At 43.5% G+C, this 25,617-nt stretch carries 21 protein-coding genes; 10 read left to right on the top strand and 11 right to left on the bottom strand.

The window, feature by feature from the left end; translation table 11 throughout:
• Window positions 1-74: 74 nt before the first annotated feature.
• The 3 genes from OQJ75_RS02130 to OQJ75_RS02120 all read right to left on the bottom strand — a co-directional run bounded on the left by OQJ75_RS02130 (window position 75) and on the right by OQJ75_RS02120 (window position 3,467).
• Window positions 75-800 (bottom strand): HAD-IA family hydrolase, encoded by a 726-nt coding sequence (locus tag OQJ75_RS02130; protein WP_265970752.1) that lies wholly within the window; start codon window positions 798-800, stop codon window positions 75-77.
• Window positions 801-1,103: 303 nt separating this feature from the next.
• The gene (locus OQJ75_RS02125; RefSeq protein ID WP_265970753.1) at window positions 1,104-2,912 is read right to left on the bottom strand and encodes an HD domain-containing phosphohydrolase; all 1,809 of its coding nucleotides are present in this window, start codon (window positions 2,910-2,912) and stop codon (window positions 1,104-1,106) included.
• 60 nt (window positions 2,913-2,972) lie between these two features.
• A complete protein-coding gene (locus OQJ75_RS02120) occupies window positions 2,973-3,467 on the bottom strand; it encodes a hypothetical protein (RefSeq protein ID WP_265970754.1) in 495 nt (164 codons plus the stop codon).
• A gap of 248 nt (window positions 3,468-3,715) precedes the next feature.
• Here OQJ75_RS02120 and OQJ75_RS02115 point away from each other — a divergent pair, with 248 nt between their 5' ends.
• The 4 genes from OQJ75_RS02115 (at window position 3,716) to OQJ75_RS02100 (ending at window position 9,795) form a co-directional block, all read left to right on the top strand.
• Window positions 3,716-4,192, top strand: coding sequence for a CreA family protein (locus tag OQJ75_RS02115; protein ID WP_215405687.1), 477 nt, complete (start codon window positions 3,716-3,718; stop codon window positions 4,190-4,192).
• A gap of 128 nt (window positions 4,193-4,320) precedes the next feature.
• A complete protein-coding gene (locus tag OQJ75_RS02110; protein WP_248376253.1) occupies window positions 4,321-5,625 on the top strand; it encodes an inosine/guanosine kinase in 1,305 nt (434 codons plus the stop codon).
• 294 nt (window positions 5,626-5,919) lie between these two features.
• Entirely contained in the window at window positions 5,920-7,668 is a 1,749-nt protein-coding gene (locus OQJ75_RS02105) for a formate--tetrahydrofolate ligase (RefSeq protein WP_265970755.1), read from the top strand.
• A gap of 222 nt (window positions 7,669-7,890) precedes the next feature.
• On the top strand, window positions 7,891-9,795 hold the full coding sequence (locus tag OQJ75_RS02100; RefSeq protein WP_265970756.1) for a diguanylate cyclase: 1,905 nt from the start codon (window positions 7,891-7,893) through the stop codon (window positions 9,793-9,795).
• Between the two features lie 60 nt (window positions 9,796-9,855).
• Here the strand turns inward: OQJ75_RS02100 and OQJ75_RS02095 are convergent, their stop codons facing one another.
• On the bottom strand, window positions 9,856-10,461 hold the full coding sequence (locus tag OQJ75_RS02095; RefSeq protein WP_265970757.1) for a beta-phosphoglucomutase family hydrolase: 606 nt from the start codon (window positions 10,459-10,461) through the stop codon (window positions 9,856-9,858).
• Window positions 10,462-10,548: 87 nt separating this feature from the next.
• Here OQJ75_RS02095 and arfB point away from each other — a divergent pair, with 87 nt between their 5' ends.
• Window positions 10,549-10,959, top strand: coding sequence for an alternative ribosome rescue aminoacyl-tRNA hydrolase ArfB (arfB, locus tag OQJ75_RS02090; RefSeq protein ID WP_017630397.1), 411 nt, complete (start codon window positions 10,549-10,551; stop codon window positions 10,957-10,959).
• Window positions 10,960-11,051: 92 nt separating this feature from the next.
• Here the strand turns inward: arfB and OQJ75_RS02085 are convergent, their stop codons facing one another.
• Window positions 11,052-11,369 (bottom strand): helix-turn-helix transcriptional regulator, encoded by a 318-nt coding sequence (locus OQJ75_RS02085; protein WP_248393292.1) that lies wholly within the window; start codon window positions 11,367-11,369, stop codon window positions 11,052-11,054.
• A gap of 201 nt (window positions 11,370-11,570) precedes the next feature.
• Here OQJ75_RS02085 and OQJ75_RS02080 point away from each other — a divergent pair, with 201 nt between their 5' ends.
• Entirely contained in the window at window positions 11,571-11,897 is a 327-nt protein-coding gene (locus tag OQJ75_RS02080) for a hypothetical protein (RefSeq protein WP_265970758.1), read from the top strand.
• Window positions 11,898-12,022: 125 nt separating this feature from the next.
• Here OQJ75_RS02080 and OQJ75_RS02075 read toward each other — a convergent pair whose 3' ends face one another.
• From OQJ75_RS02075 to OQJ75_RS02065, 3 genes are all read right to left on the bottom strand, one after another.
• Window positions 12,023-13,075: a S1 family peptidase gene (locus OQJ75_RS02075; RefSeq protein ID WP_260811671.1), complete on the bottom strand. Its 1,053-nt coding sequence runs from the start codon at window positions 13,073-13,075 to the stop codon at window positions 12,023-12,025.
• A gap of 251 nt (window positions 13,076-13,326) precedes the next feature.
• A complete protein-coding gene (gcvT, locus tag OQJ75_RS02070) occupies window positions 13,327-14,460 on the bottom strand; it encodes a glycine cleavage system aminomethyltransferase GcvT (RefSeq protein ID WP_139685130.1) in 1,134 nt (377 codons plus the stop codon).
• Between the two features lie 448 nt (window positions 14,461-14,908).
• Window positions 14,909-15,532: a helix-turn-helix domain-containing protein gene (locus OQJ75_RS02065; protein WP_017105927.1), complete on the bottom strand. Its 624-nt coding sequence runs from the start codon at window positions 15,530-15,532 to the stop codon at window positions 14,909-14,911.
• A 441-nt stretch (window positions 15,533-15,973) separates the two neighbouring features.
• Here OQJ75_RS02065 and OQJ75_RS02060 point away from each other — a divergent pair, with 441 nt between their 5' ends.
• From OQJ75_RS02060 to gcvP, 3 genes are all read left to right on the top strand, one after another.
• Window positions 15,974-17,266 carry a serine hydroxymethyltransferase gene (locus tag OQJ75_RS02060; protein WP_019822188.1) on the top strand — a complete coding sequence of 431 codons (1,293 nt, stop codon included), beginning with the start codon at window positions 15,974-15,976 and terminating at the stop codon, window positions 17,264-17,266.
• A gap of 51 nt (window positions 17,267-17,317) precedes the next feature.
• Window positions 17,318-17,698 carry a glycine cleavage system protein GcvH gene (gene gcvH / locus OQJ75_RS02055; protein WP_004730871.1) on the top strand — a complete coding sequence of 127 codons (381 nt, stop codon included), beginning with the start codon at window positions 17,318-17,320 and terminating at the stop codon, window positions 17,696-17,698.
• Window positions 17,699-17,787: 89 nt separating this feature from the next.
• Window positions 17,788-20,667 (top strand): aminomethyl-transferring glycine dehydrogenase, encoded by a 2,880-nt coding sequence (gcvP, locus tag OQJ75_RS02050; protein ID WP_265970760.1) that lies wholly within the window; start codon window positions 17,788-17,790, stop codon window positions 20,665-20,667.
• A gap of 156 nt (window positions 20,668-20,823) precedes the next feature.
• On the opposite strand, the gene OQJ75_RS02045 is transcribed toward gcvP, so the two are convergent.
• From OQJ75_RS02045 to OQJ75_RS02035, 3 genes are all read right to left on the bottom strand, one after another.
• A complete protein-coding gene (locus OQJ75_RS02045; protein WP_265970761.1) occupies window positions 20,824-21,657 on the bottom strand; it encodes an alpha/beta fold hydrolase in 834 nt (277 codons plus the stop codon).
• A 340-nt stretch (window positions 21,658-21,997) separates the two neighbouring features.
• Entirely contained in the window at window positions 21,998-22,981 is a 984-nt protein-coding gene (locus tag OQJ75_RS02040; protein WP_265970762.1) for a DUF4238 domain-containing protein, read from the bottom strand.
• Between the two features lie 105 nt (window positions 22,982-23,086).
• Window positions 23,087-23,740: a hypothetical protein gene (locus tag OQJ75_RS02035; RefSeq protein WP_265970763.1), complete on the bottom strand. Its 654-nt coding sequence runs from the start codon at window positions 23,738-23,740 to the stop codon at window positions 23,087-23,089.
• Between the two features lie 424 nt (window positions 23,741-24,164).
• Between OQJ75_RS02035 and OQJ75_RS02030 the strand changes: the two genes are divergently transcribed.
• The gene (locus OQJ75_RS02030) at window positions 24,165-25,547 is read left to right on the top strand and encodes an MATE family efflux transporter (RefSeq protein ID WP_265970764.1); all 1,383 of its coding nucleotides are present in this window, start codon (window positions 24,165-24,167) and stop codon (window positions 25,545-25,547) included.
• Window positions 25,548-25,617: the final 70 nt, after the last annotated feature.

Below are 25,617 nucleotides of genomic sequence, written 5' to 3'. Positions count from 1 at the left end.
AGAGAAGTTTACTTGTGCATCTTGTGGTTTCCACACCAAACAATTTAGTAAGGTAGTCAGCCTTCAACTAGGCTCTACCCCACCAAAGCTGCAGAATTCGATATACCACCATTTGAGCAGTGCTTGCCATTAATCCAAACTGAAATTTCTTCTAAACTGTAGATATCCTGAGCCGCGAATTCTGCTGAATCGGCTTCGGAATCTACGGTCGCTTCATCAATATTTGGACGCAATCGAAACGATTGGATACCCGCACGAACACCAGCCTCAATCCCTTTTAACGTATCATCCACGTAGATGCACTCATTCGGTAGAAAGCCCATGTTCATGGCCGTGTACATGATTAGATCAGGCTCTGGCTTCCAACTATTAGCATCAAAAGCTGAGAACACTTTACCTTTGAAATCGTCGAGCATGCCTGTCATCGCCAATGAAGATTCAACTCTCGATTTTGGTGCATTGGAAGCAATACAAAACTCGATGTCTTGTTGTTTGAGGAATTCAATAAGGTCGATAGCGCCGTCCATCGGCTTTAAGTGACGCTGGAACAGTCCTTCTAATTCAGTGCGATATAACGGTTCAAGTGTATCAATCGAGATAGATAGCCCAAGACGTTCTTGTGTATCCATTAAGATGTCAGCCAACTTCCCGCCTTGAAAGTGCGCATAGCAGTCGTTGACGTTTAGCTCAGCCCCAAAGCCAGTGAAAACGTTCACCAAAGCTTGGCAGCACAGCTTTTCACTATCGATAAGTGTTCCGTCACAATCGAAAATCACACATTTAGTCTGTTCTAACCGCATAGGTATCTCACTAAGATTGAATCCAAGTTTTATCCTATAGTGTTCTTTCAATGGGCGAGATGATTGAGGTAACAGTTTACAGACATAGGCTTATTTCTCTTCGCGAAATATGGAGTTGATCACTTTATCGCTCAGCATAAGCAACAGTTTTCATCAAATTAACCCAGATTCTACGAAACCAAATACTGCGAGGTTTACATAAGCGACTCAATTTCAGGAGAAAATATAAATCACCACTTCCTATCAGGATCGTGGTGAATCGATAAAAAACAAGGCTTATAAGCTACTCAGATAGAACGACAGTTAGCTAGCAACCGACTCTTCTAATACCTTAGCTTCAACTGGAGGTGCAGACGCATATTCTACAGTTCCAGTATCAGGGTACGAATTTCGGATAGCAACAAACTCGGGTAAGTGTTCCAGTAACAATTTGGTTAGCTGAGGGTCAAACTGGTAGCCGCACTCTCGCTCGAACAAATCGGCCACCATCTCTAATGGCCACGGTTCTTTATAGCAACGTGCACTAAGCAATGCATCAAATACATCGGCTACGGCTGTTATACGAGCAAACAGGTGTATTTCATCACCCACTTTGCCATTCGGGTATCCTGCTCCATCCCAACGTTCATGATGCTCGTTAGCAATGATTGCCGCTAAGTTGGTAATATCACCCGCTCCGCTCTTCAATAAGTTATAGCCAGCCGTAGTATGAAGCTTCATCACCTCCCACTCTTGGTCGGTTAATTTCCCGGGTTTATCCAAGATCGATTCAGGGACAGAGATCTTACCCACATCGTGCATCGGGCTGATAATCTCAATCATCTCGACCTCGCGATGGCTCAAGCCACAATACTTAGCAAGCAACGCAGACAACTTCGCGACACGCTTAACGTGATTACCAGTTTCGCCAGAGCGGGTTTCAATCGCTTCTCCAAGAACATGAATCATATCCTTTTGGATATTCAAGGTTTGTTTCTGAAGCTTTAAGATTCGTTTGCTCTTATTCGCCAACTCTTTCTTTTGGCGTAGAGTGACAAATTGCATCAAGATGATCAGGCTTAAACCCGCAATCACCATCGACAGCCCCAATAACAACTGGAAGTTTTTGCGGATAAAGGATGAAGGCTCGTTAATGAAAACCGCTTCGTCAGGTAACGCGTTTGCACTAATCCCGTATCGCTGCATTGCAGGGTAATTAAATACAAAACGCTTATTGTCTCCGGGAATTAACGGTGTCGTAAAGCCAAGAGGAAGGTATTTATCCAATGCATCAACAGCCTCTTCACCCATGCTTTGTGAGTGATTAACGTATCCACCGAGCACATCACCCGAAATATAGAACTGCCACAAAGCAAACACCGGAGCAGCACTCGCTTTTGACAACGTATCCGCAATCTCTTGGTAAGTGTGGTAAACCCCTTGCTTCAACTCGGTGTTGTAATGACTGAGCAATACCGCATCGTCCGCAGAAATCCCTTCCAAAAATTGGCTCGTATACTCAAGCGACAGATCGCGAATTTCTATGAGGTTAATATTTGGAAATTCAGCCATCATTCTGTTCATTTCTTTGTGAATTAACTCAGACGTGACACTGTAATCATTTACAAAATAGAGATTCTTTAGATTAGGTCTTAATTTGGAGATCAGCTTAATATTAACGTCTATCTGATCGTTCTCATAAAGCACGGTTGCTCTGTCAGACACCGCGTACATGTCAGTGCTGAAATCATTGATGCCGGCAGCAACGACAGGTGTGGAGCGATCAATCAAATTAGGCAGAGATTCAAGGAAATTGGCCGCGTTATCGTCCGTCGCGATTACTCCATCAAATTTATAACCTGCATATTTCGTACGTAAGTAGTTCGCGAGAGAGTCGTAGTACTCTGGGCTGTGGACACGCTTTGAATCCAAATACTCTATTGAGAGTTTAACTTCGGTTTGAGACTGACTGAACGCACTGTCTATCCCTTTTTGGAAGTCAGCAGTCCATTGATAAGAAGGTTCGTATGAGTGTAAAACTAGGATGCGTTTTATGTCCCAGTCGTTAGCAAAGCTGAGTGAAGAATAAGCGCTAACACACAATACAGCGATTGATATCAATAGCTTGTACATACAATACTCTTTAAATAAGACGGGGTATTGTACTTAGATTAACGCTTTGTCAAAGAATCTTTAGTTCTCGAACCACACTTTATCGCAAGAAGCATGATCTTGTGCCCAAAAATCGTGTAACTGCTTAGCAAAGTTGTTGATACTTTGACCATTCCCAGCAACGACATCCGAGATCAATAGGGAGCCATCCGCTTCTGTGACGATAGCGCTCGCCACAACTTCACCATTTTGAGTACCAATATATAAGACATGATCGTCAGAAAGCATAATTTGGCTCAAGAACTCAAGCATGTGTGCCCTTTCGGTTTCATCTTGGTAAACGCTTGCTTGGTTAAGTGAAAAAAGCACGGTCAATTTATGGAAATCGACTTTATGCAGTTCATCAATTTGGGAAGGAGTTTGATCTTGTGCTAGGAGTTGGTATGTCTTGGATGGAAGTTTGCTTTGATAAAGTTCACGGCCGAGGAGGCTCTCTTTTGCGGGGTAAGCAATATCGAGCTGGCTAAACAGCCATTGGTTTTTCTTGTGTGCAATTTCAGGTATTTCGTTATTCATTCTTTTAGTACCTACGGTTAGTATCCCCAAATATCGCAGTTATTTGGAAGACATACGGTCGGCTGAGGTGCCGAGCTACAAGCAGAGAGCATACAGAGCATGACCAAGGCCAACAAGTACTTTAAATGCTTCATATTTTTCATTATCCAACAACATCCTTTAAGAACTTAGCAAAAAGCTCTACACTCGTATTCAAGCTTTCAATATCCTTATAGTAAACAGAACTATATAAATAAAAAGGACTTCTTATGAAAAAAGCCTTAATAGCAGCAGGTATCGTGACAATGTTAGCTGGCTGTTCGGACAACGAGGTTGGCGACGTCTCACTGGGTTTCTTCACAATGAAGGATATCAAGATGTCTTCATTAGATGACGATAAAATAGCGGGTGTTACCTGTCATATCGCGTCAATCGAAGCAAACCTCAGCCTTTCTGACCCAAGCGATAGCTCTATCTCTTGTCGTCAAACAGGTGAAATCACACCAGAAATGATTGCTCAAATAGACAAGAGCAAGTCAGGCGAAGTGGTATTCAAGCAATCGAAAAGTATCTTCTTTAAAACAATGAAGGTTCGTCGTATCTACGATGCAGAGAATCAGTCGCTGCTTTATTTGTCTTATACCACCAAAGAAACGGAAGGCAGTTTCAAACATAGCCTTTCAACCGTTCCGCTTTGGGGTACAGAGGCTTACGTAGATCCAGCAACGCTTGTTCCAGCTCAATAGCCTTAATCGAAAGTAAACCGAATTACCTGTACAGACATTGTGCAGGTAATTCAAAATGTAATAAAAATGAAAGAAACAGGAACAAAATGTGATATCATGCGGCAAAATTTTTTCACTGTATTTTTCATATGAAGTTTCCTGGACAGCGTAAATCTAAGCACTACTTTCCAACTCACGCACGTGATCCGTTGGTCAACCAAATTCAACAAACACCTAAGCTACACCGCGCAACAGTTGTCGGTATAGGTCAAACGATTGTTGACATCGAAGCCCGTGTTGACAACGAGTTCCTAGAAAAATACGAGCTGAGTAAAGGTCACTCACTAGTATTGGAAGAAAGTAAAGCAGATGCGCTGTATGAAGAGTTAGTTGAGCGCGGTTTGATCACGCATCAATACCCTGGCGATACTATCGGCAACACACTGCACAACTATTCCGTACTTGCAGACAGCAAATCAGTCCTGCTTGGCGTTATGTCTAAGAAGATTGAAGTTGGCTCATTTGGTTATCGTTACCTTTGCCGTACTTCTTCTCGTATGAATCTAAACCACCTACAAACTGTTGATGGTCCAATTGGTCGTTGTTACACACTAATTACCGAAGATGGCGAACGTACGTTTGCGATCAACGAAGGACACATGAATCAACTTCTTCCAGAAAGCATTCCTGAAAAAGTGTTCGAGAAAGCGTCTGCATTGGTTGTGTCGTCATACCTAATGCGTGGTAAACCTGAAGATCCGATGCCAAAAGCGGTACAAAAAGCGATTGAATACGCGAAAGCACACAATGTGCCTGTTGTACTAACACTTGGTACTAAGTATGTGATCGAAGGTAACTCTGAATGGTGGCAAGAATACCTGAAAGAAAACGTAACCATAGTCGCGATGAACGAAGACGAGGGTGAAGCGCTAACGGGTGAAAAAGATCCTCTGCTAGCTGCTAACAAAGCACTTGAGTGGGTTGACCTAGTTCTATGTACTGCTGGCCCAATTGGCCTATACATGGCAGGTTACACTGACGAACCAGCAAAACGCGAAACCACACTACCATTGTTACCGGGTAACATCCCTGAGTTCAACAAATATGAATTCAGCCGTGCGATGCGCAAGCAAGACTGTAAAGACCCAGTAAAAGTGTACTCTCACATTGGCCCTTACCTAGGTGGCCCACTTGAGATTAAGAACACCAATGGCGCTGGCGATGGTGCACTTTCAGCACTACTTCACGACATGGCAGCAAACAGCTACCACCACGTGAATGTGCCAAACTCAGAGAAACACGAGCACGCTTGTCTGACTTATTCTTCACTGTCTCAAATTTGTAAGTACGCAAACCGTGTAAGCTACGAAGTGTTGACTCAACACTCTCCTCGCCTTTCTCGTGCACTACCTGAACGCGAAGATAGCTTAGAAGAAACATACTGGGATCGTTAATCAACCATGTCTGGTTGTTGACTCATTGAGTTTGATGACCAACTAGATAACCTATTCCTTGAAGGGCTGCTATATGCAGCCCTTTTTGTATTCAACACCAATATAACTGCAGCGGAAGGTAATCAAATCGAATATTTTGCTCGTTTAAGATTTGATCTCGCGCAATGACTCTTTAGATCTGTTATCTTCCAGCACATAATTCGTGTGGTTTGCCTTTACTTGGCAAATTTATACAGTACTATCGCCACGCAAACGTTTACGTACCACCTTTCGGTTCTGATATAAGGATCAAATATGCTGTCTGATATTGATATTTGTCGCTCTACCCCCCTTAAAAACATCAGTGAGGTTGCCAAGCAAGCTGGGCTGCACCACAACGAACATCAGCCATTAGGGCAATATAAGTCTAAAGTGTCTCTCACATCACTTGAACGCCTCACCAACCAACAAGATGGTAAATTAGTCGTGGTGACTGCTATCACACCCACGCCTCTTGGTGAAGGTAAAACCGTCACCACTATCGGATTAGCGCAAGGCCTCACAAAGATTAACCAATCGGCTATGGCCTGCATTCGCCAACCTTCTATGGGTCCGGTATTTGGTGTAAAAGGTGGCGCTGCAGGTGGCGGTTACTCTCAAGTAGCTCCTATGGACCAATTAAATCTACATCTGACGGGCGACATTCATGCTGTTACGGCCGCTCACAACCTCGCCTCTGCCGCTATTGACGCTCGTTTGTATCATGAGCAACGTGAAGGGTTAGAAGCCTTTGAAGCGCGCTCAGGCTTAAAAGCATTGGATATCGACCCAACTAGAATCGTTTGGCGACGTGTACTTGATCATAATGACCGCGCATTACGCATGATCACGGTTGGCAAGAACGAAGCAGACAAAACAATTAATGGCTTTGAACGTGAGGATGGATTTGATATCTCAGCCGCTTCAGAGCTGATGGCTATCCTTGCTTTAGCTGATGACCTTCAAGATTTAAGAAAGCGCATCGGACGAGTGGTACTTGCTTACAACAACCAAGGCTTGCCATTAACCGCAGATGACTTCAACGTTGCAGGTGCAATGACCGTAACCATGAAGGATTCTATTGAACCGACATTGATGCAAACCCTTGAAGGCGTTCCTACCCTAATTCACGCTGGGCCATTCGCAAACATCGCACATGGTAACTCTTCAATTATTGCCGATAAGATAGCGTTAAAGCTGAGTGACTTTGTGGTAACCGAAGGCGGTTTCGGCTCAGACATGGGCTTTGAGAAAGCGTGTAACATCAAAGTGAAAGCCTCGAACAAGAAGCCGGATTGCGCCGTAGTGGTCGCAACATTACGTGGATTAAAAGCCAACTCTGGTTTATACGATTTGAGACCAGGTACTCCGCTACCAGATTCAATCTTTAATGATGACCAAGACGCGCTTGTTGCAGGGTTTGAGAACCTTAAATGGCACATCAACAACGTTAAGCAATACCAAGTGCCTGCAGTTGTTGCGATTAACCGATTCCCACAAGATTCAGCTCAAGAGCTAGATGCTTTGAAACAGATGATCACGGACTTCGACCCAAGCGTTAGCGTTGAGGTAAGCGAAGCATTTGGTCAAGGTGGCGAAGGGGCGACTCAACTGGCTCACGCTGTAGTAAAAGCTTGCCAAAAAGAGACTGAATTTAAGCCTTTGTATCACTCAGAGCAAAGCTTAGAAGAAAAGCTGATGGCAGTTGCTGAAGTTGGTTATGGCGCAGCAAGTATTTCCCTATCTCCGCTGGCTAAAAAACAACTGGCTGAATTCAAATTGCATGGCTATAACGACCTATCGGTTTGTTTGGCAAAAACGCCACTATCGATCTCGACAGAAGCGCACGTAAAAGGTGCTCCCACTCAATTTGACGTGCCTGTTAGAGAACTAAAATTGTGTGCTGGTGCTGGCTTTATTTATGCGTTGTGCGGCAATGTGATGACCATGCCAGGCTTACCTGACAAACCGGCGTTCATGTCGTTAGATATTGATAGTAATGGAAATATCGTCGGCCTAAGCTAGATAAACGGCAATTAATCGCGATTAATTTCGCCCAAGTTTCAGTTCTGCGTTCTATATGAGCAATCATTTCCCAACGAAGTGATTGCTCAACAATCAAGACCAAGTGCAAATAGTTGCACTAAAGTCGTAGTTATATGCGAATCTTGTCTTAACTTCTGGGTAAAGATCACATTAAAAACCTTATAAAATATATAGTATTGCGCTGATTCTTTGAGGGCAGTGATGAATACAAGTATAAAAAAACTAGTCAGTCAATTTCTATGTACCATCTTTGCCTTAGGACTAGTCCCTGCCCTCTACATAAACTCTGAATTTGACAGGGTTGAAGCTCAGCACACGCTAAATATCAAACAGTCCAGCCAGAACCAGATCGAATACAGCTTTCACGAACTCGCCGTTATTGTTGAGCAAATCTCTAACTCTGTTCCTTCAATCGCCGACTCTCAAACACTCCTCCGAGCGATTCAAGAGCCTTCTATTGTTCACAAAGAAACGCTACAAGATCTTTGGGTGATGCTAGCTCGTGGCCAAAAATACTATTCCCAGCTTCGTTATCTCGATCTCGCCGGTAACGAAGTGTTCCGCGTTAACTACAAAGACGGTCGCGCGACTGTCGTCCATGAGAACGAACTGCAGAATAAATCTTCTCGAGATTACTATGAGGTACTACAAAAATTAGAGATTGGCGATGTCAGTTCTAGAGGTATTGACCTTGAAGTGGAAAATGGAGAAATAGTCCACCCGTTGACGCCAGCACTTCGCATTATGACACCTGTCGCTAAAGGTAATCGAATTATTGGTTACTTCATTGCCAATCTAAACATGCTTGAGATCTATAAACGCCTTCATTACCAAATTGGAGCCTCAGCAGCAGTCCCAGTCATTCTTAACAAAACCGGGCATGTGATCATGGGCCCTGACCCAGCTGAATCATTTGGGCATGTGATTGAGTCACGTTCAGACAAGACATACGCAAAGCTATATCCATCGCTTTGGAAAGACATTCAAGACAACTCTTCGTCTAGCTATTTTGATGGTAAGAATTGGTATTTCCATTCTGACATCAGCCCAAAGATAAAGCAGTTTGAAGGCCCTATTTACATGGTTCTTCATATCGAGAATCAGCAGTTCAGTAGTCAATACCGACAAGAAAAACAAGCGATTGTCGTTCAGGTCATCACCTTATCTTTCTTAATTTCGATGATCTCCGCCGGCTTCGTATTGTGGAACAGTAACCACAAGAAGAACAGTATCGATAGTCAACTGGCGAAAGCGGCAATGAATGGTATGTCCGCCTTGGTGATTACAGATAGAAATAACCGTATCATCAAGGTAAACCAAGAGTTCACCCGTGTTAGTGGATACAACTTAGAAGACGTAAAAGGCCGCCAACCTTCCATGTTTGCCTCTGGTCGCTACAATCAAGAGTTCTACATCAAAATGTGGAGCATAATCACTAAAACTGGGGTTTGGGAAGGCGAAGTGGTCAATCGCCGTAAAGACGGATCTTTGATCACGGAAATACTACGTATCCAAACCATCAAAGATTCAAATGATGTGATTCAATTTTATGTCGCTTCATTTGTGGATATCAGTAAACACAAAGAGCTAGAAAACAAACTGAGAAACCTGAGCGAAAAAGATGCCTTAGCTGGCTGTTGGAACCGTCGTAAGTTCGATCTTGAGCTACGAGATGAGTGCTCACGTGTGAATCGTTACCCTACTCGGGAACAGTCTTGCTTAGCGATCTTGGATATAGACCACTTCAAACGCATCAACGACAGGTTTGGTCACGATTATGGTGATCGCGTCATTCAAACCGTTGCTCGAGTATTACAACGTGAGTGCCGTGAAACTGATTTTGTGGCTCGTATTGGTGGTGAAGAGTTTGGGGTGATATTGCCTCATACCACAACTGAAGAAGCCGAATATGTGCTTAACAGATTGAGAATCGCAGTCAGTATTGAACTCGACAACGTGGTGACGGTCAGCGGCGGAATCACCAACCTGACCAACGATCCTGCTCTCAACTACAAGTGCGCCGATTTAGCACTTTATGAAGCTAAAGCAGCAGGTAGAAACAGTGTGTGCCTGTTCCTAGACAGCGAAATGAGCGAAATCGCCTAACAGAAAATCAGTATTGTTCCGTTAGGCTACAGTTTGGCTTGACACACCAATTCTTTTCAATCAGCTAGGTACCGGGTAGAATTCTAACTTGTTTCCTTCTACTACCAGAATACAATCCATGTTCGCAGCATGAGCAGCCTGCTTTCCTAGGTTTGTATCTTCAAACACAACACATTGCTTTGGCTGCAATCCCATACCAAAACACGCATCTAAGAAAGTATCCGGATTTGGTTTGTGATTCTTAACGTCTGTTGCTGTCACTAGGATATCGAGCTTACTCAAAATGTCTGTCTTATCCAATAACTGTTCGGCACTTTTACGTTGACTGCCCGTCCCAACTGCAATCTTCTTATTACCCAGATGCTCTAACAACAGAGAGTGGGTACACGCGATAACGTCTCCTTTGTCTTCAATAGCCGCAAACGAGGCCATCTTAAACGTAGAAACCGCTTGTGGGTCGAGCGATAAACCGTATTTACTGTTCACCTCACCCGCTATCTTATAACTCGGCATTCCACCTAAACTATGCAGCCAAGACGCTTCAAAATGAAAGCCGAACTCTTCAGCCGTTTGCTGCCAAGCCTTTACATGTGCAGGCATTGTATCGATCAACGTACCGTCCATATCAAAGATTAACCCTTCATATACCGTTAAATCTAATTTCATCACTACTACCACTCTTTAATAAAGTTACTGATACCATAACCAATATTCAGTATCATGACCCCATATTACCGTTCAAAATGGATGTTTATGTTACAAATATCTAACTCTGTTTCGATTCAAGACTGGGAACTCCAGTTAACCGCGATCAGAGCACAAGGAGCCGGCGGTCAAAACGTCAATAAAGTATCGAGTGCGATACATTTACGTTTTGATATCAAGCACTCCACCCTACCTGATTTCTATAAAGAAAAACTTCTCGCACACAAAGACAGCCGCATCACTAAAGATGGCGTGATTATCATTAAGGCGCAACAATATAGAACGCAAGAACAAAATCGAGATGATGCTTTGGTGCGTTTGAAAGAATTGATCTTGGAAGCGACAAAGGTTCAAAAAGTAAGACGAGCGACCAAGCCAACACGCGGCTCTCAGAAAAGACGTCTAGAAAGCAAGAAACAAAGAAGCACCACCAAACAGCTACGTGGCAGAGTGAACTGATGGCTCATGCCCTCAATGAACACATCGCCCTAAAAATAACTGGCAATTTAACGAAGGAATAGATCCATTGCGCTGTTTATTTGAAAGAACGACTACTGCTTCTTTTTGACCGATAAAATCAATTTGATCAAGAGCATACGCTCTTCGCTGGTTAGCAGACGACTAACCGCTGCTACATCTTCCGCTGTCGCTTGTGATGCGCCAACAATATCAAGTACCACATCCAAATCCGTCACTTTCAAGGTTCTGGTGATTGAGCGGTACTGTGACATCTTTATGTCCGCCTCACCGCGTTCAATCCGTTGATAGGTTTTTAAACTCATTCCGGCACTCGAGGCTAACTTTTCTTGAGACAAGTTGGCTTGCTTCCTACGCTCAATCAGCGCCATTATTATGGGTTCTTGTGACATAAGTTCATCCTCAAAAGACAGTTATGTCCTAAATTCAGCAAGAAGCAGACCATATTGACTTATGAAGGTTTACATAAGCCATTAAAGGCATATTATTCGCTTGATAAAAAGCGTTATGTTTCATAAACCTTCACACTGATATCAGTAGTGAACGTACAGGCTAGGTAACTTGAGTATTCAAGTGTTGGGAAATTAGAAAAATTGCAAATTGCAAATAAGAAAGACGTTATATTGGAAATTGCGAATCGCTATGAATTAGCATTTCCTTGCATTAAGCACGCATTAGAAACTCACAATGCCCGATCCGAAATTATTGCAGTGCAACATAGGCTACTCACTTACAAAGAAGTGTTGCTGCACGGAAGTATGTTAGAAGAGAAGGAACTAAAGCAGGCCTTTTTAGCTCTGAACAAAAATGAAAAAGGCGTCGCACAAGGCGGGATTCAAAGTATCAACGACGCAGTCAAAGAGATGGATGAGATTATCGAAAGATACAGTAGAAAGGCGACTACTGAATTGTGCTTCTAATCTATTAATATCAACGAGTATCGCCAAGCTCTCAACGGCTTAAACAAACAAAACAAAACAAAAAACGGCCAGTCATTATTGAATGACTGGCCGTTTGTTTAACTAACATGAAGGCGTGAAAGTATCTAGCGAGAGATCGTTCTTCTAAACCCACCTAGTAGCATCAACGCGCCTAGTAAGCCAAACGAAACACTACCGCCTGAGCCAGATGAAGTTCGCGCATTCACATAAGCCGTTCGTTTAGCGTCTGTTGATACAAAGTTAGCGGTTTCATTTCCAGCAATGACACTATCAATCCAAGCTTCATAGTCGTAGATTTCAGTAAATACAGACGTCACCGTAGGGCGACCACCACATGTATCAGGCCCAAAACTGGTGATACCAACTTGTCTATAATCTGCACCATCTCTCCAATACACAGGGCCGCCAGAGTCACCTTGACAAGTACCATTATAAAGACCAGTGAATACGCTGTAGTCACCATTAAAACAGATTTGATTATCAGTTAATGCCGAACCATCGATAAAGGCAGTCGTGCAAGTCGCGTTATTTACGTAATTAAGAGATGCTTTTTGTAATAAAGTCGTACCGTCAAAACCTGAACGTGTATCGCCATGGCCAACAGCAACGAAGTTATTAACACCAATTCGATAATCAGCGTTTGACGGACGCTTAACTACATCATTAATTGAGTCGACATTCAGTGCGCTTTCAAGCTTTAGAATAGCAACGTCGTTGCGTAATAAGTCACTCAAGCTATTCGAATAATCGCTGCGATAGTAAACCTCATATACACGAGACTTTTGAATATTACCGTTAGGAAATTGAGAACTGTCTTCTAATTGTGGGACGACAACCGTAAACAACTGACCTTCTTCATTACCGTAAATACAGTGCGCGGCGGTTAAGATATGCGTTGGATCTAAAATTGTCGCACCACAGTAAGGGCTTGTAGAGTAAACACCATCATAATCAATACGGTCGATGAACAAACTGGCCATTGAAGGAAACTCAGCAACAGAAGCGTCGCTACCATTCACAATATACGGTGTTACACCCAAACTAGGAGTGCTTTCGACCGTGTTTTCCGTTGCCATAACACTTGATGTGTAAATCAATGGCGCTAAAAGTCCTAAAACGACTTTACGAACCGGGCTCATTGTGTGGTTCACATTCATAGTTAACTCCTTGTAACCCCTACTACTTATACACAAAAATGATAATTCAACACCATAACATGCCATAACTACCAGTATAGTAAGTATTTATAACGAAATGGTCACATATCTCACTATTTAAGCTGATTTTCAAACCAAGTTGAGTGAATTAAGTACGCCCCAAATAACAAAAAAGCCCATTGTCTTATTTCTCTATCCAGAGAAAACACAATAGGCTTTTTGTTAATGTGGACGAATTCTCTTAGAAGAGATTAGCCACGATAGTAACGCTGAGGTACAAACGGCATTTTTTCTACTGTCATCGGTAGTTTCTTACCACGAACTTCAGCGAATACTTCAGTACCAATAGCTGCTAGGTCAGTGCGAACGTACGCCATAGAAACTGGCTTGCCAGCGTTAGGGCCCGCAGTACCACTTGTTACAACACCAATTTTGTTGTCTTCAGCGTCAAACAGCTCAGCGCCTTCACGCACTGGTGCTTTAGTTTGACCAACAAGACCAACACGCTTGCGTTGAACATCTTTCGTTGCGATTTGCTCAAGGATGATATCAGCGCCAGGGAAACCGCCTGCACGTTCACCGTCTGTACGACGCACTTTTTGAATGCCCCATAAAAGGCTAGCTTCTACTGGCGTTGTCGTTGTGTCTAGGTCATGACCGTACAGACATAGACCACACTCAAGACGCAGTGAATCACGAGCACCAAGGCCGATCCACTCTACTTCCGCTTCTGATGTTAGCTTGCGTGCTAGTGCTTCAGCGTGATCGTTAGGAACAGAAATCTCGTAGCCATCTTCGCCCGTGTAACCACTGCGGCTCACAATACATTCAACGCCGTCGATATCCACTTTTTGAACATCCATGAACAGCATGTCAGCAACGCTAGGTTGGAAACGAGCTAGAACTTCCGATGCTTTAGGACCTTGGAGGGCTAATAGAGCGCGATCATCAATCACTTCCATTTCTACGTCAGCTGGAAGGTGCGCAGTTAGATGGTCGATATCTTGTGTCTTACATGCTGCATTTACAACAACAAACAGGTGATCGCCTAGGTTAGCAACCATCAGGTCATCCATAATGCCGCCCTGCTCGTTAGTAAAGAACGCGTAGCGCTGTTTACCAGAAGGAAGGTCAATAATATCTACAGGAACCAAAGATTCTAAGACAGCAGCTGCGTTCGCGCCATGAAGACGAAGTTGCCCCATGTGAGAAACATCAAAAAGACCGGCAGCATCACGAGTGTGTAAGTGCTCTTTCTTTACACCTAGTGGATACTGAACTGGCATATCGTAGCCAGCGAAAGGAACCATTTTTGCACCCTCTTCAACGTGAAGTGCATGCAGTGGTGTTGTTAGTAGGTCTTGATTAGCGTGTTCTTGAGTCATTTTCTTCTCCATGAAGCGTTGCAGGCTGTCCAAAATCGAGTCTGCCGCTTATATCTCTATTTAGAGTCGCCTCTAACGATATGGATTAACGTTAGAAACAGTAGATAGTAAAAAGTGATGTCTTTTATATAGGCTTATCTTGTTAGCTTTATAAATATGAATAGCTGTACAAATCCTATACGACTCACTTTCTAAGAATTCACTTCAGTAAACTTCAATCAACATGAGTAAACCGTGTTCACTATAATAAACAAGCCTGAGTCAGTTTTACACCCTTAACAAGATTAAAACAGCTCAAAATGTGACATTTAACAATTTAAAAACAATTTATAGATGTATACAAAAACGCGATATTGATGATTTTCACATCAACATCGCGTCTGTTAGCTAACGTTAGAAACAAAAGCAAACGTTTGCATTCACTATAAGAAATTCTAAGTTTGTTAACTTATTTTGCAGTCACCCACAAAATAAGTGCATCTTCTGCGCTGGTCGAGATAAGCATATGACCCATATTGGCATCGTAATACATGCTATCGCCTTCACTCATCGGTACGGGTTCGTAGAATTCTGAGTAGAACATCACATCGCCAGAGATGATCATTAAGAACTCTTCCCCGTCGTGGCGAACCCAATCATTGTACTCTTCAAAAGTACGCGCTCGCACGCGGCTCTTGAACGGCATCATCTTCTTATTAGACAGCTCTGTGGCAAGCAGTTCATGTTCATAAGTCGGTGTTGGGTGTGGTTTACCTTGGCCAGCCTTGGTTAAGTCACGTCGTCCTGTTGCAACTTTTTTCCTTGGTGGTTCAAAGAGTTGAGGCATATCAATTTGTAAACCCATCGCCAGTTTTTGCATAGCCTGAAAAGTTGGCGAGATTTGTTCGTTCTCAATTTTGCTGAGCGTAGAACGCGCCAAGCCTGTTCGTTGGCTTGCTTCTTCTAGCGTAATCCCAAGCTTGCCGCGGATATCTTTAATGCGCTGGCCAAGCCTAAGTGGTTCAATATTTTGATCTAACGTTTCCTTCGCCAACGTTAAAGATGGGTACTCATCATAAATGTCTTCTGACATAGGTCCCTCATTAATTTCTTGCTTCCTGTCTATTAATTTCATTGTTGCATGAAGCGCTTTGTTGATTAAAGAGCACACAGAGAAATAAAGCGTGCTCCCCGTAGCAAAACAAGAAAAGTTGTTTCCTATTGGAAATTTTTGTTGAAAATTGATTTTATCGGAGCTATGTTATCGACTTGTTAGATGAAGAGATGCTACTTCAGCTTGCAGCAAATGATAGATTTAACATTTGTAAGAGCTGTTTTTTACCCGAACTTTTTGGGAAACAATTCGTGCTGCATTGACCCTACAACGATCGCTTAGACGCTGTAAGAGTATATTTATAACGCAATTATCGTTTATCTGTACCTATATAGCGCAAACGATACCGATGCAGAAATCAACGTAAGACCTAATGGACTATAAAAACAATCACCATTAGCTTAATGAAAGGTCTCGACAATGAACGCTTACCAAAACCATAGCTTAGACAGTTTTTTCTCTACAAACCTATCTGGTACTGACGACGCTGTATTTGCTGGAATCCAAGCAGAGAACACTCGTCAAAACGAACAAATCGAACTTATTGCTTCTGAGAACATCGTTTCTAAGGCAGTAATGCAAGCTCAAGGCACTTGCCTAACCAACAAATACGCGGAAGGCTACCCTGGCCGTCGTTACTACGGTGGTTGTGAGCACGTAGATACGGTAGAAGCTATCGCGATCGAACGCGCTAAACAGCTGTTCAAATGTGAATACGTAAACGTACAGCCTCACTCTGGCGCTCAAGCAAACGGTGCAGTTAAACTTGCACTACTTCAACCTGGCGACACTATCTTAGGTATGTCTCTAGATGCTGGTGGCCACCTTACACACGGCGCACGTCCTGCAATGTCGGGCAAGTGGTTCAACGCAGTACAATATGGTGTAGACCGCGAAACTCTTGAAATCGATTACGAAGCAGTTCGCGCTTTAGCTATCGAAAGCCAACCGAAAATGATTATTGCTGGTGGTAGTGCTATCCCACGCGTTATTGATTTCGCTAAGTTCCGTGAAATCGCTGACGAAGTTGGCGCTATCCTAATGGTCGATATGGCACACATCGCGGGCCTTATCGCGACAGGTGCTCACCCTAGCCCACTACCACACGCACACGTTGTTACTACAACAACGCACAAAACACTTCGTGGCCCACGCGGCGGTATGATTCTTACGAACCACGAAGACATCAACAAAAAGATCAACTCTGCAGTGTTCCCTGGCCTTCAAGGTGGCCCACTAATGCACGTTATCGCAGCTAAAGCAGTGGCGTTTGGCGAAGCACTTGGCCCAGAATTTAATACTTATATTGATTCAGTGATCGACAACGCAAAAGTTCTTGCTGAAGTGTTGCAAACTCGCGGTTGTGACATTGTGACTGGCGGAACAGACACGCACCTAATGCTGGTTGACCTTCGTCCTAAGGGCTTGAAAGGTAACGTAACTGAAGAAGCATTAGAGCGTGCAGGGATCACATGTAACAAAAATGGCATACCATTCGATACAGAGAAGCCTATGATTACTTCTGGCATTCGTTTAGGTACGCCAGCTGGAACCAGTCGTGGTTTTGGCACTGAAGAATTCAAACTTATCGGTGAATGGATCGGTGATGTACTTGATGGCTTAGTTGAAAGCCCTGAAGGCAATGCTGAAGTTGAGCAACGTGTACGCAAGCAAGTTAAAGAGCTTTGCAAGCGCTTCCCTCTTTACCGTTAAACCGTTTTTAAGATTTAAATTAAAACCTCATAAATTTTTGGAGAATAAGCAATGGACAATACACTAAAGTTTGCAGACAGCCACGAGTGGGTAAAAGACAACGGTGACGGTACTGTAACTATCGGTATTTCTGAGCACGCTCAAGAGATGCTAGGTGACGTTGTGTTTGTTGACCTGCCTGACACTGGAGACGAAATAGAAGCTGGCGAAAGCTTCTCTCTCGTTGAGTCAGTGAAAGCAGCTTCTGATATCTACGCACCAATCTCTGGCGAAATCGTAGAAATCAACGAAGAATTAGAAGATAGCCCAGAGTTAATTAACGAAGAATCTTATGAAGGTGGCTGGATTGTTAAAGTGAAGATGTCTGATGCGTCTGAACTAAACAACCTTAAAGATGCGGAAGAATACCTAAGCTCTATCGAAGAAGACTAATAGGTAACCTCATTACGATAAAGCTGCTCTTTTGAGCAGCTTAATTTTAGGGGCTAGCTCACGGCTCCAGAGAGAAAGTAGAACATATCATGACTGAATTACTTCAAAGCCAATTACTAAAAGACTTGGGTACGCAAAACGAGTTTGTTGCTCGTCATAATGGCCCAAATAAAGCAGACCAGCAAAAAATGCTTGAAGCGATCAACGCGACTAGCCTAGACGCACTGATCGACGAAACGGTTCCTGCACAAATCCGTCTTGAAAAACCAATGACACTTGCTGCGCCACTGAGCGAAATGGACATGCTGACCTCTCTTAAAGAGATCGCTAACCTAAACCAAGTGAAACGTACTTTCATTGGCCAAGGCTACTACAACACATTCACTCCAAACGTTATTTTACGTAACGTTTTAGAGAACCCAGGCTGGTACACAGCTTACACACCATACCAACCAGAGATTTCTCAAGGTCGTCTTGAAGCTCTACTCAATTACCAACAAATGGTAATGGACCTAACAGGTATGGAAATCGCAAACGCATCACTTCTTGATGAAGCGACAGCGGCTGGCGAAGCAATGACACTGTGTAAGCGTGCTGGTAAAAGCAAGAGCAAAGTATTCTTCGTTGCTGACGATGTTCACCCTCAAACACTAGAAGTTGTTAAAACTCGTGCTGAGTACATCGGTTTTGAAGTAATGGTTGGCGCTCTTGAAACACTTCCAGAGCAAGACGTATTTGGTGCGTTAGTTCAATACCCTGGTACGACAGGCGAAGTTCGTGATCTAACAGACATCATTGCGAAAGCTCAAGCAAACAAAACGCTTGTAACGGTTGCTACTGACCTACTTGCTTCTGCTCTACTTAAGCCAGCTGGGGAAATGGGCGCAGACGTAGTAATCGGCTCAGCACAACGTTTCGGCGTTCCTATGGGTTACGGCGGTCCACACGCTGCATTCATGGGTACTCGTGAAAAGCATAAGCGTACAATGCCAGGTCGTGTAATCGGTGTTTCTATCGATACTCACGGTAACCAAGCACTACGTATGGCAATGCAAACTCGTGAGCAACACATCCGCCGCGAGAAAGCGACATCGAACATCTGTACAGCTCAAGCACTTCTTGCAAACATGGCGTCTTTCTATGCGGTTTACCACGGTGCAGAAGGCCTACGTACTATTGCTCGTCGTACACACCACATGACCGCTATCCTAGCGGCTGGCCTGACTAAAGCGGGTTACGAGCTAACAAACAACAGCTTCTTTGATACCATCACAATCAACTCTGAAGAGAAGACAGATGCACTGTACGCGAAAGCGCAAGCAGCAGACATCAACCTTCGCCTTCTTAAGGGTAAGATCGGTATCAGCTTAGATGAGACAACAACGATCGACGACGTGAACGCATTGTTCGCTATATTCGACGTGAAAGAAGACGTTCAAGCACTCTCTTCTGACATTGCATCAAATGAGTTTGCAGCAATTCCAGAAAACTGCCGTCGTGAATCAGAGTTCCTAACTCACCCAGTATTCAACACGCACCACAGCGAAACGCAAATGATGCGTTACCTAAAACAGCTTGAGAACAAAGACTTCTCGCTAACGCACGGCATGATCCCACTGGGCAGCTGTACGATGAAGCTGAACGCTGCGGCTGAGATGATTCCAGTAACATGGCCTGAGTTTGGTTCAATTCACCCATTCGCACCTCTAGAGCAAGCGGCTGGTTACACGGCACTAGCGAAAGACCTTAAAGAGAAGCTATGTGAAATCACCGGTTACGACGATTTCTCACTACAGCCTAACTCTGGTGCATCTGGTGAGTACGCGGGTCTAATCGCGATTCAACGCTACCACGCAAGCCGCGGTGAAGGTCACCGTAACGTTTGTTTGATTCCAAGCTCTGCGCACGGTACTAACCCTGCAACAGCATCCATGGTTTCTATGAAGGTAGTGGTTGTTAAGTGTGATGAAGATGGCAACATCGACATGACAGACCTAGCAGCGAAAATCGAGAAGCACAAAGAAAACCTATCAAGCATCATGATCACTTACCCTTCTACGCACGGCGTATACGAAGAGCAAGTGAAAGAAGTGTGTGAACAAGTACACGCAGCGGGCGGTCAGGTTTACCTAGACGGCGCGAACATGAACGCTCAAGTAGGTCTAACTTCACCTGGCTTCATCGGTTCAGACGTATCTCACTTGAACCTACACAAAACTTTCTGTATCCCACACGGTGGTGGCGGTCCGGGTATGGGTCCTATCGGTGTTAAATCGCACCTAGCACCTTTCCTACCAGGCCACATCGAAAACGGTGTACAAGGTTCTGACTACGCGGTATCAGCAGCAGATTTAGGTAGTGCTTCAATCCTACCTATCTCTTGGGCTTACATCGCAATGATGGGCGAACCTGGCCTAACAGACGCAACCAAAGTAGCGATTCTGAACGCGAACTACGTGATGGAAAAACTACGTCCTCACTACCCTGTTCTTTACCGTGGCACTAACGGCCGCGTAGCGCACGAATGTATTATCGATATTCGTCCACTTAAAGAAGACACAGGCATCAGCGAAGAAGATATTGCTAAGCGTCTAATGGACTTCGGTTTCCACGCGCCAACTATGTCTTTCCCAGTTGCTGGCACGCTAATGGTAGAGCCAACTGAATCAGAAGACCTAGAAGAGCTAGACCGTTTCTGTGAAGCGATGATCGCAATCCGTCACGAAATGGCAGCAGTGAAAGCGGGTGAATGGCCACTAGACAACAATCCTCTAGTGAACGCACCGCACACACAAGTTGACCTTTCAGGCGCAGAATGGGATCGCCCTTACTCTCGCGAACTAGCTTGCTTCCCATCGAAAGCAACCAAGAACTCGAAGTACTGGCCTACTGTTAACCGTGTAGACAACGTATACGGCGACCGTAACCTAATCTGTTCTTGCCCAAGCATCGACAATTACGAAGATTAATTCGTAGCGGTGCTCAGCAGCAAAACATAACAAAGGCGAACCAAATGGTTCGCCTTTTTTATTTTTGGAGAATCAATCATTTCAAGGGGAGAGGCAAAGATCGCTCAAGCTGACCAGCAATCCACATATTGGCTTTCTATTATCGTTATTCAATATCTAAGCATTTGTGCTATTTGTAACGCCAGTAATAAACTTATCTACCTCTTCATAGAATTTGGCAGGGTCGTTTTGCACCCAGTGGTTGGCCCCCTCAAACGAAACATTGTCTAGCGTACTAATAAACGCTTTCGCACGTTCACACCCCTTTAGGCTGTCAGTACCCCAAAAATATACTTTAGGTATGGATAAGTTTTCGTAGATTTGCCCCCAGCCAACCACGCCATGGATATCTTGAGTCGCATGTTGCCCGTAGATTTCACTGGCGGTTTGACCAAGAACCTCTGGCTCACATCGTCTAACTGACGAAAGATACTTAACACCCGCTCCGCGTCCCCACGCCATGGCAAAACGTTTTGCGAAACCTTCTCCTTTCACCCAGTTCGTAAATTCGTCAGTACTTAATTCAGAATATGTGTCTGCAATAATCTGGGATAGGATGATGCTTTCTTCGTGCAACCCGCCTTCAGCATTAATGAAACCACGCACGATACCTTTCGTGTCGTATTCACAAACCAACGTCGATGTATCACCTCCCCAAGAGTGCCCAAGCAGAAAACAATCATGGATGCTCAATTGGTCGAGTGCTTTCAACATTCGCTTTGCTTGGCTTTCTGTTGAGTGGGATATATTTGAAGCAGGAGAATAGCCATAACCACACAGGTCGAACATGATTAAGTTGTAATTCGGCAGCCAATCTAACGCGTCAGCAAAGCATAAATGGGACTCACCTAACCCATGAATTAACACCAATGTTTCCTGAGACTCTTTGATGTCAGTAGACAAGCAATAAAGCTGGTCACCATCAATCTCTAACCACTTTTCTATCAGCAACTTACCCTCTCACTTCTAATCGCAGAATTTGAATTTATCATAACGAATCCAACACGATAAGAAAGGTTAAGTTGATTAAATTTTATAAACCCATTGACCTTACTGTAAGGGGAAGGTTTAAGGTTAACTCACAAGCTCAATATGACTAGGAAACGATGATGGGATGTTGTAATAAAGCGCCAAAAGGTGGCGCCCCTCTTGGCTTACTTCTAAAAGTCACGCTTGGGATTGGACTTTTCGTGTTTCTGCTGGCTCTGTGGCAGTAGGAAGCTCATACAGCGCCAGATTAAAAGCTAAGAAATGATGGTATGAACAAGATAGATAGCGCCATGGTTGTTGGTTAGAAAACTTTACTTCCGTCCATAACTCTCGATTTATATGCAATACTTGGATCATTTTTAATCATGTCCTCTAGTAACTGAAAATTATCGGTACTTGAGTATACGAACCTAGAACAATGTAGTACTTGCAAAGAATTATGGTAATCCATATTCGGACTTGTAAGAACCTGAGTTTTCTTATTATCAATGTTCTCCAACATTTGTATAGTATCTGCTTGATCATCTCGCGGAATTAACCCCGTAATCAGTCCTGACTGATACTTTTCTAAAGCATTTCTGATGTCACCAATTAACTCAGTACATAAATAACTTAAACAGTATCTTGGAGAGATTGGAAAATGTACTTCGATACCTTTAAGCGCTAAGCCTAGATCGCCACGATGCTCTCGTGGCAGGTTGTTATATTTAACTATTGGGTTATCAGATAGGTAAAATGACTCACCTTTTGGAGCTTTTACCAACGATAGCGATTTATCTAATATATGTGGCAATAGCTCTTGGGGAGTTTCTTTGAGCATGTCTATTGATTGCGTTTTAGAATCTTGCTCTGAGAGAGAATTAAGGAACGCTTCTGCCTGAGAACCGGAAGCAATAGAATCTCCTTTCAATTTTTCGAAAATCATTTCCGTCATTTCAGTTAAGCTTTCACGTAAAGAATTTACTCGCATCATTTGCACTATTGTAAATAGCCCAATCAATTCATTCTCTCGAGTAGTCAAATGCCGAATCGAGCCATTGGAGATTATTCCGTCAATGATAGGGGCGACTTGGGTTTCTAATTTTCCAAGCTCAAATTCCATTTGATTCCCATCTTCCGGGTGATGATAGAAGTTATTTTCATGTCCAGTGTCTTTGGCATGAGATGTAAAATGTTTCCCAGTCTTTATATCGAAAACATGAATACGTTTCTTTTTGCCAAGAGCAAAGTTTCTCAAAAGAAACTGAGGCACGTAATGTTGTTTTTTAGGCTCTTTACTCGCCATAACTTACCTTGTTTTCTTACGCCCTGTAAAATGTGAGCAACGCAATACTGAAGCTCACGCATACCACCTTAATCACTAAATTCAACGTATTGTGAATCTTTAACACTAATTGTCTTTGTAGCCGCATTTAGATTCATCGTCAAAGTTACTAATTGCTATGTTCTTCGTTTCGTAATAGACAAAGCTATTGCTATTTAACGGAGCACCAACGCAAGAATTAGCGCCACAGTACAAATTTATCACTAACTTGCTATTGGACTTGTCATTTAGTCTCTCGATACACTGAAGATTGAAGATATTACCCTCTGCGATAGCATCTTTGACTTCCTTGCCTTGTTTCATACCTTGTCGTTCAAAACTCGCCAATATGAATATATATACTACCGAGACAATAACTAGAAGTAGGGACAAAAATAGCCAAGACTTAAGGTAAGGTTTTATGTTATTGAAATCATAAAGAGCAAGTTTTAACAAATTTGGTTTCACATTCTTTAACTTCCGGTATTTATAATGTGTACCAAAAGCAAGGCACATCATCACCACGCATGCAATGATGAACAGAGCTGCCGCTATGTTCATCATTCTGGGATATAAAAAGATAAAACCATGGTAGAGAACTTGGTCGACATTTCGATGCAAGATATCCGTATCTAAGGAAAACACATGAAGGTAACCACCATAATAGGCGACACTACTCGTATATAACACACCACATATAATTACTGATATCGCTGCAATGCGAGCTAGCACCGAAAGCATAGAACCCCTTTTAGATAAAATTTTTTAGTCAGATTTTTCGATTGTGGTATAGCAATTCTTAGACCGAAAAATTCTTCATTTAAATACAGAATTTTTCCATCAAGCTCCATACGCCACCAATTGTACTGGCCTTTGCCTTTTCATAACAATTACTTATACCGAAACATTAGTGATTAGCGTGGCAAATATAGAATTTATCCGTCTAGTATGATTCCTACAAAATCATGAGCTTACGCGCGTTAAACCCGTGTTGTAACCATCAGAACCTATCCGTACCTCGGAGCAAGTGAAACTCTATAAATCCAAAGCTTGACCCTATACGGTAAGGTGTTTATATTGTCGCCCGCCCAACGGGGCACATCCTAAAATGCACACCGGCCATCCTGCCATCATTCGTGTATTTATATTGGTGTTGTGAACTTCCATGCTAACGAAATTTCGTCCTTTTACTCGTGAATCGGGTGCGCTTATGCATCTTTCGATTCCAATCATTTTGACTCAAATAGCTACCCAAGCGATGGGATTTGTCGATACGACAATGGCTGGCCAAGTAAGCCCTGCCGACCTCGCCGCGATTGCACTTGGCACCAGCCTTTGGATCCCAGTGTTACTGCTACTGCGTGGCGTGATTATGGCGTTAACACCTGTTGTCGCTTACCACCGCGGCGCACGCGACTTTCAAAGTATCTCTGTCGAGTTCTTCCAGATGGTTTGGCTGGCATTGATTGCTAGCGTATTGCTCATCGCTTATTTGGTGAGTGCAAAACCGATCTTAGAATGGATTGGTGTAGCCGCTGAGATTATTCCTATCGGCAGTGACTATGCGTTTGCCCTAGCCTTCGGTGTGCCGGGTATTGCCCTGTTCTACACCTTGAACGGCTTCTGTGAAGGTATGAACAACACCAAAGTACCGATGATCATTTCTGTCGTTGGTCTGTTGGTGAATATTCCAGTTAACTACGTGCTTATTTACGGTAAGTTTGGTTTCCCTGAAATGGGCGCTGTGGGTTGTGGCTGGGCAACAAGCTTAGTGTATTGGTTAATGTCGGGAATGCTCTATTCCTACATTAAAGGTCATCACCACTACAAAACCATTATTAGTTTTGCAGACGCTAAACCAAAAGCAAAAGAGATGCTTCACCTTCTAAGATTAGGTTTACCTATCGGGATGAACATCGCGGTATGTGGCAGTATCTTTGCGGTAATCGCGTTGATGATTGGCCGTATTGGTGCAGAGAACGTGGCAGCCGCGCAAATTGCACTTAACATCTCGAGCCTGACTTACGTGATTCCTATGAGTATCTCATTTGGCATTACGATTCGTGTTGGACACGCATTAGGTGAGAAAGACGAACTAGGCGCAATTGAACGCAGCAAAGTCGGCATCTTGGTTGCGGCGTTGATTTCATTACTTTCAGTTGCGATGTTCCTTCTGTTCCCTGAGTGGATCATTAGGCTTTACACCACCGACCCTGCAATTAGCGCAACAGCAGCAGTATTGTTGACCTTTACTGCGATGTACCAGTTCAGCGATGCATTGCAAACGTCTGCTAACGGTGCACTGCGTGGTTATAAAGATACCAAGATCCCGATGATCTTAGCTATCGCTTCATACTGGGGCTTAGCACTACCATTAGGTATGGTGTTGGGTTTAACAGACCACATTGTGCCTGCAATGGGTGAAGAAGGCTTTTGGATTGGTATTCTGACGGGCTTGAGCGTTTCAGCGACGCTGATGTTAATTCGCTTACGACACGTGATTAAGAAACGTGACTTGCCACCAGCAAGTGCTCCATTGGTAAACTAAGACAGAACATTAAACTAAGACAAATCATTAAGCTAAGACAAATCATTAAGCTAAGACAAAAAAGCGCGTT

The sequence above is a fragment of the Vibrio sp. 14G-20 genome (genome assembly GCF_026241515.1).
Classification (GTDB): Bacteria; Pseudomonadota; Gammaproteobacteria; order Enterobacterales; family Vibrionaceae; genus Vibrio.
This window is presented reverse-complemented; position numbering and strand designations above follow the sequence as displayed.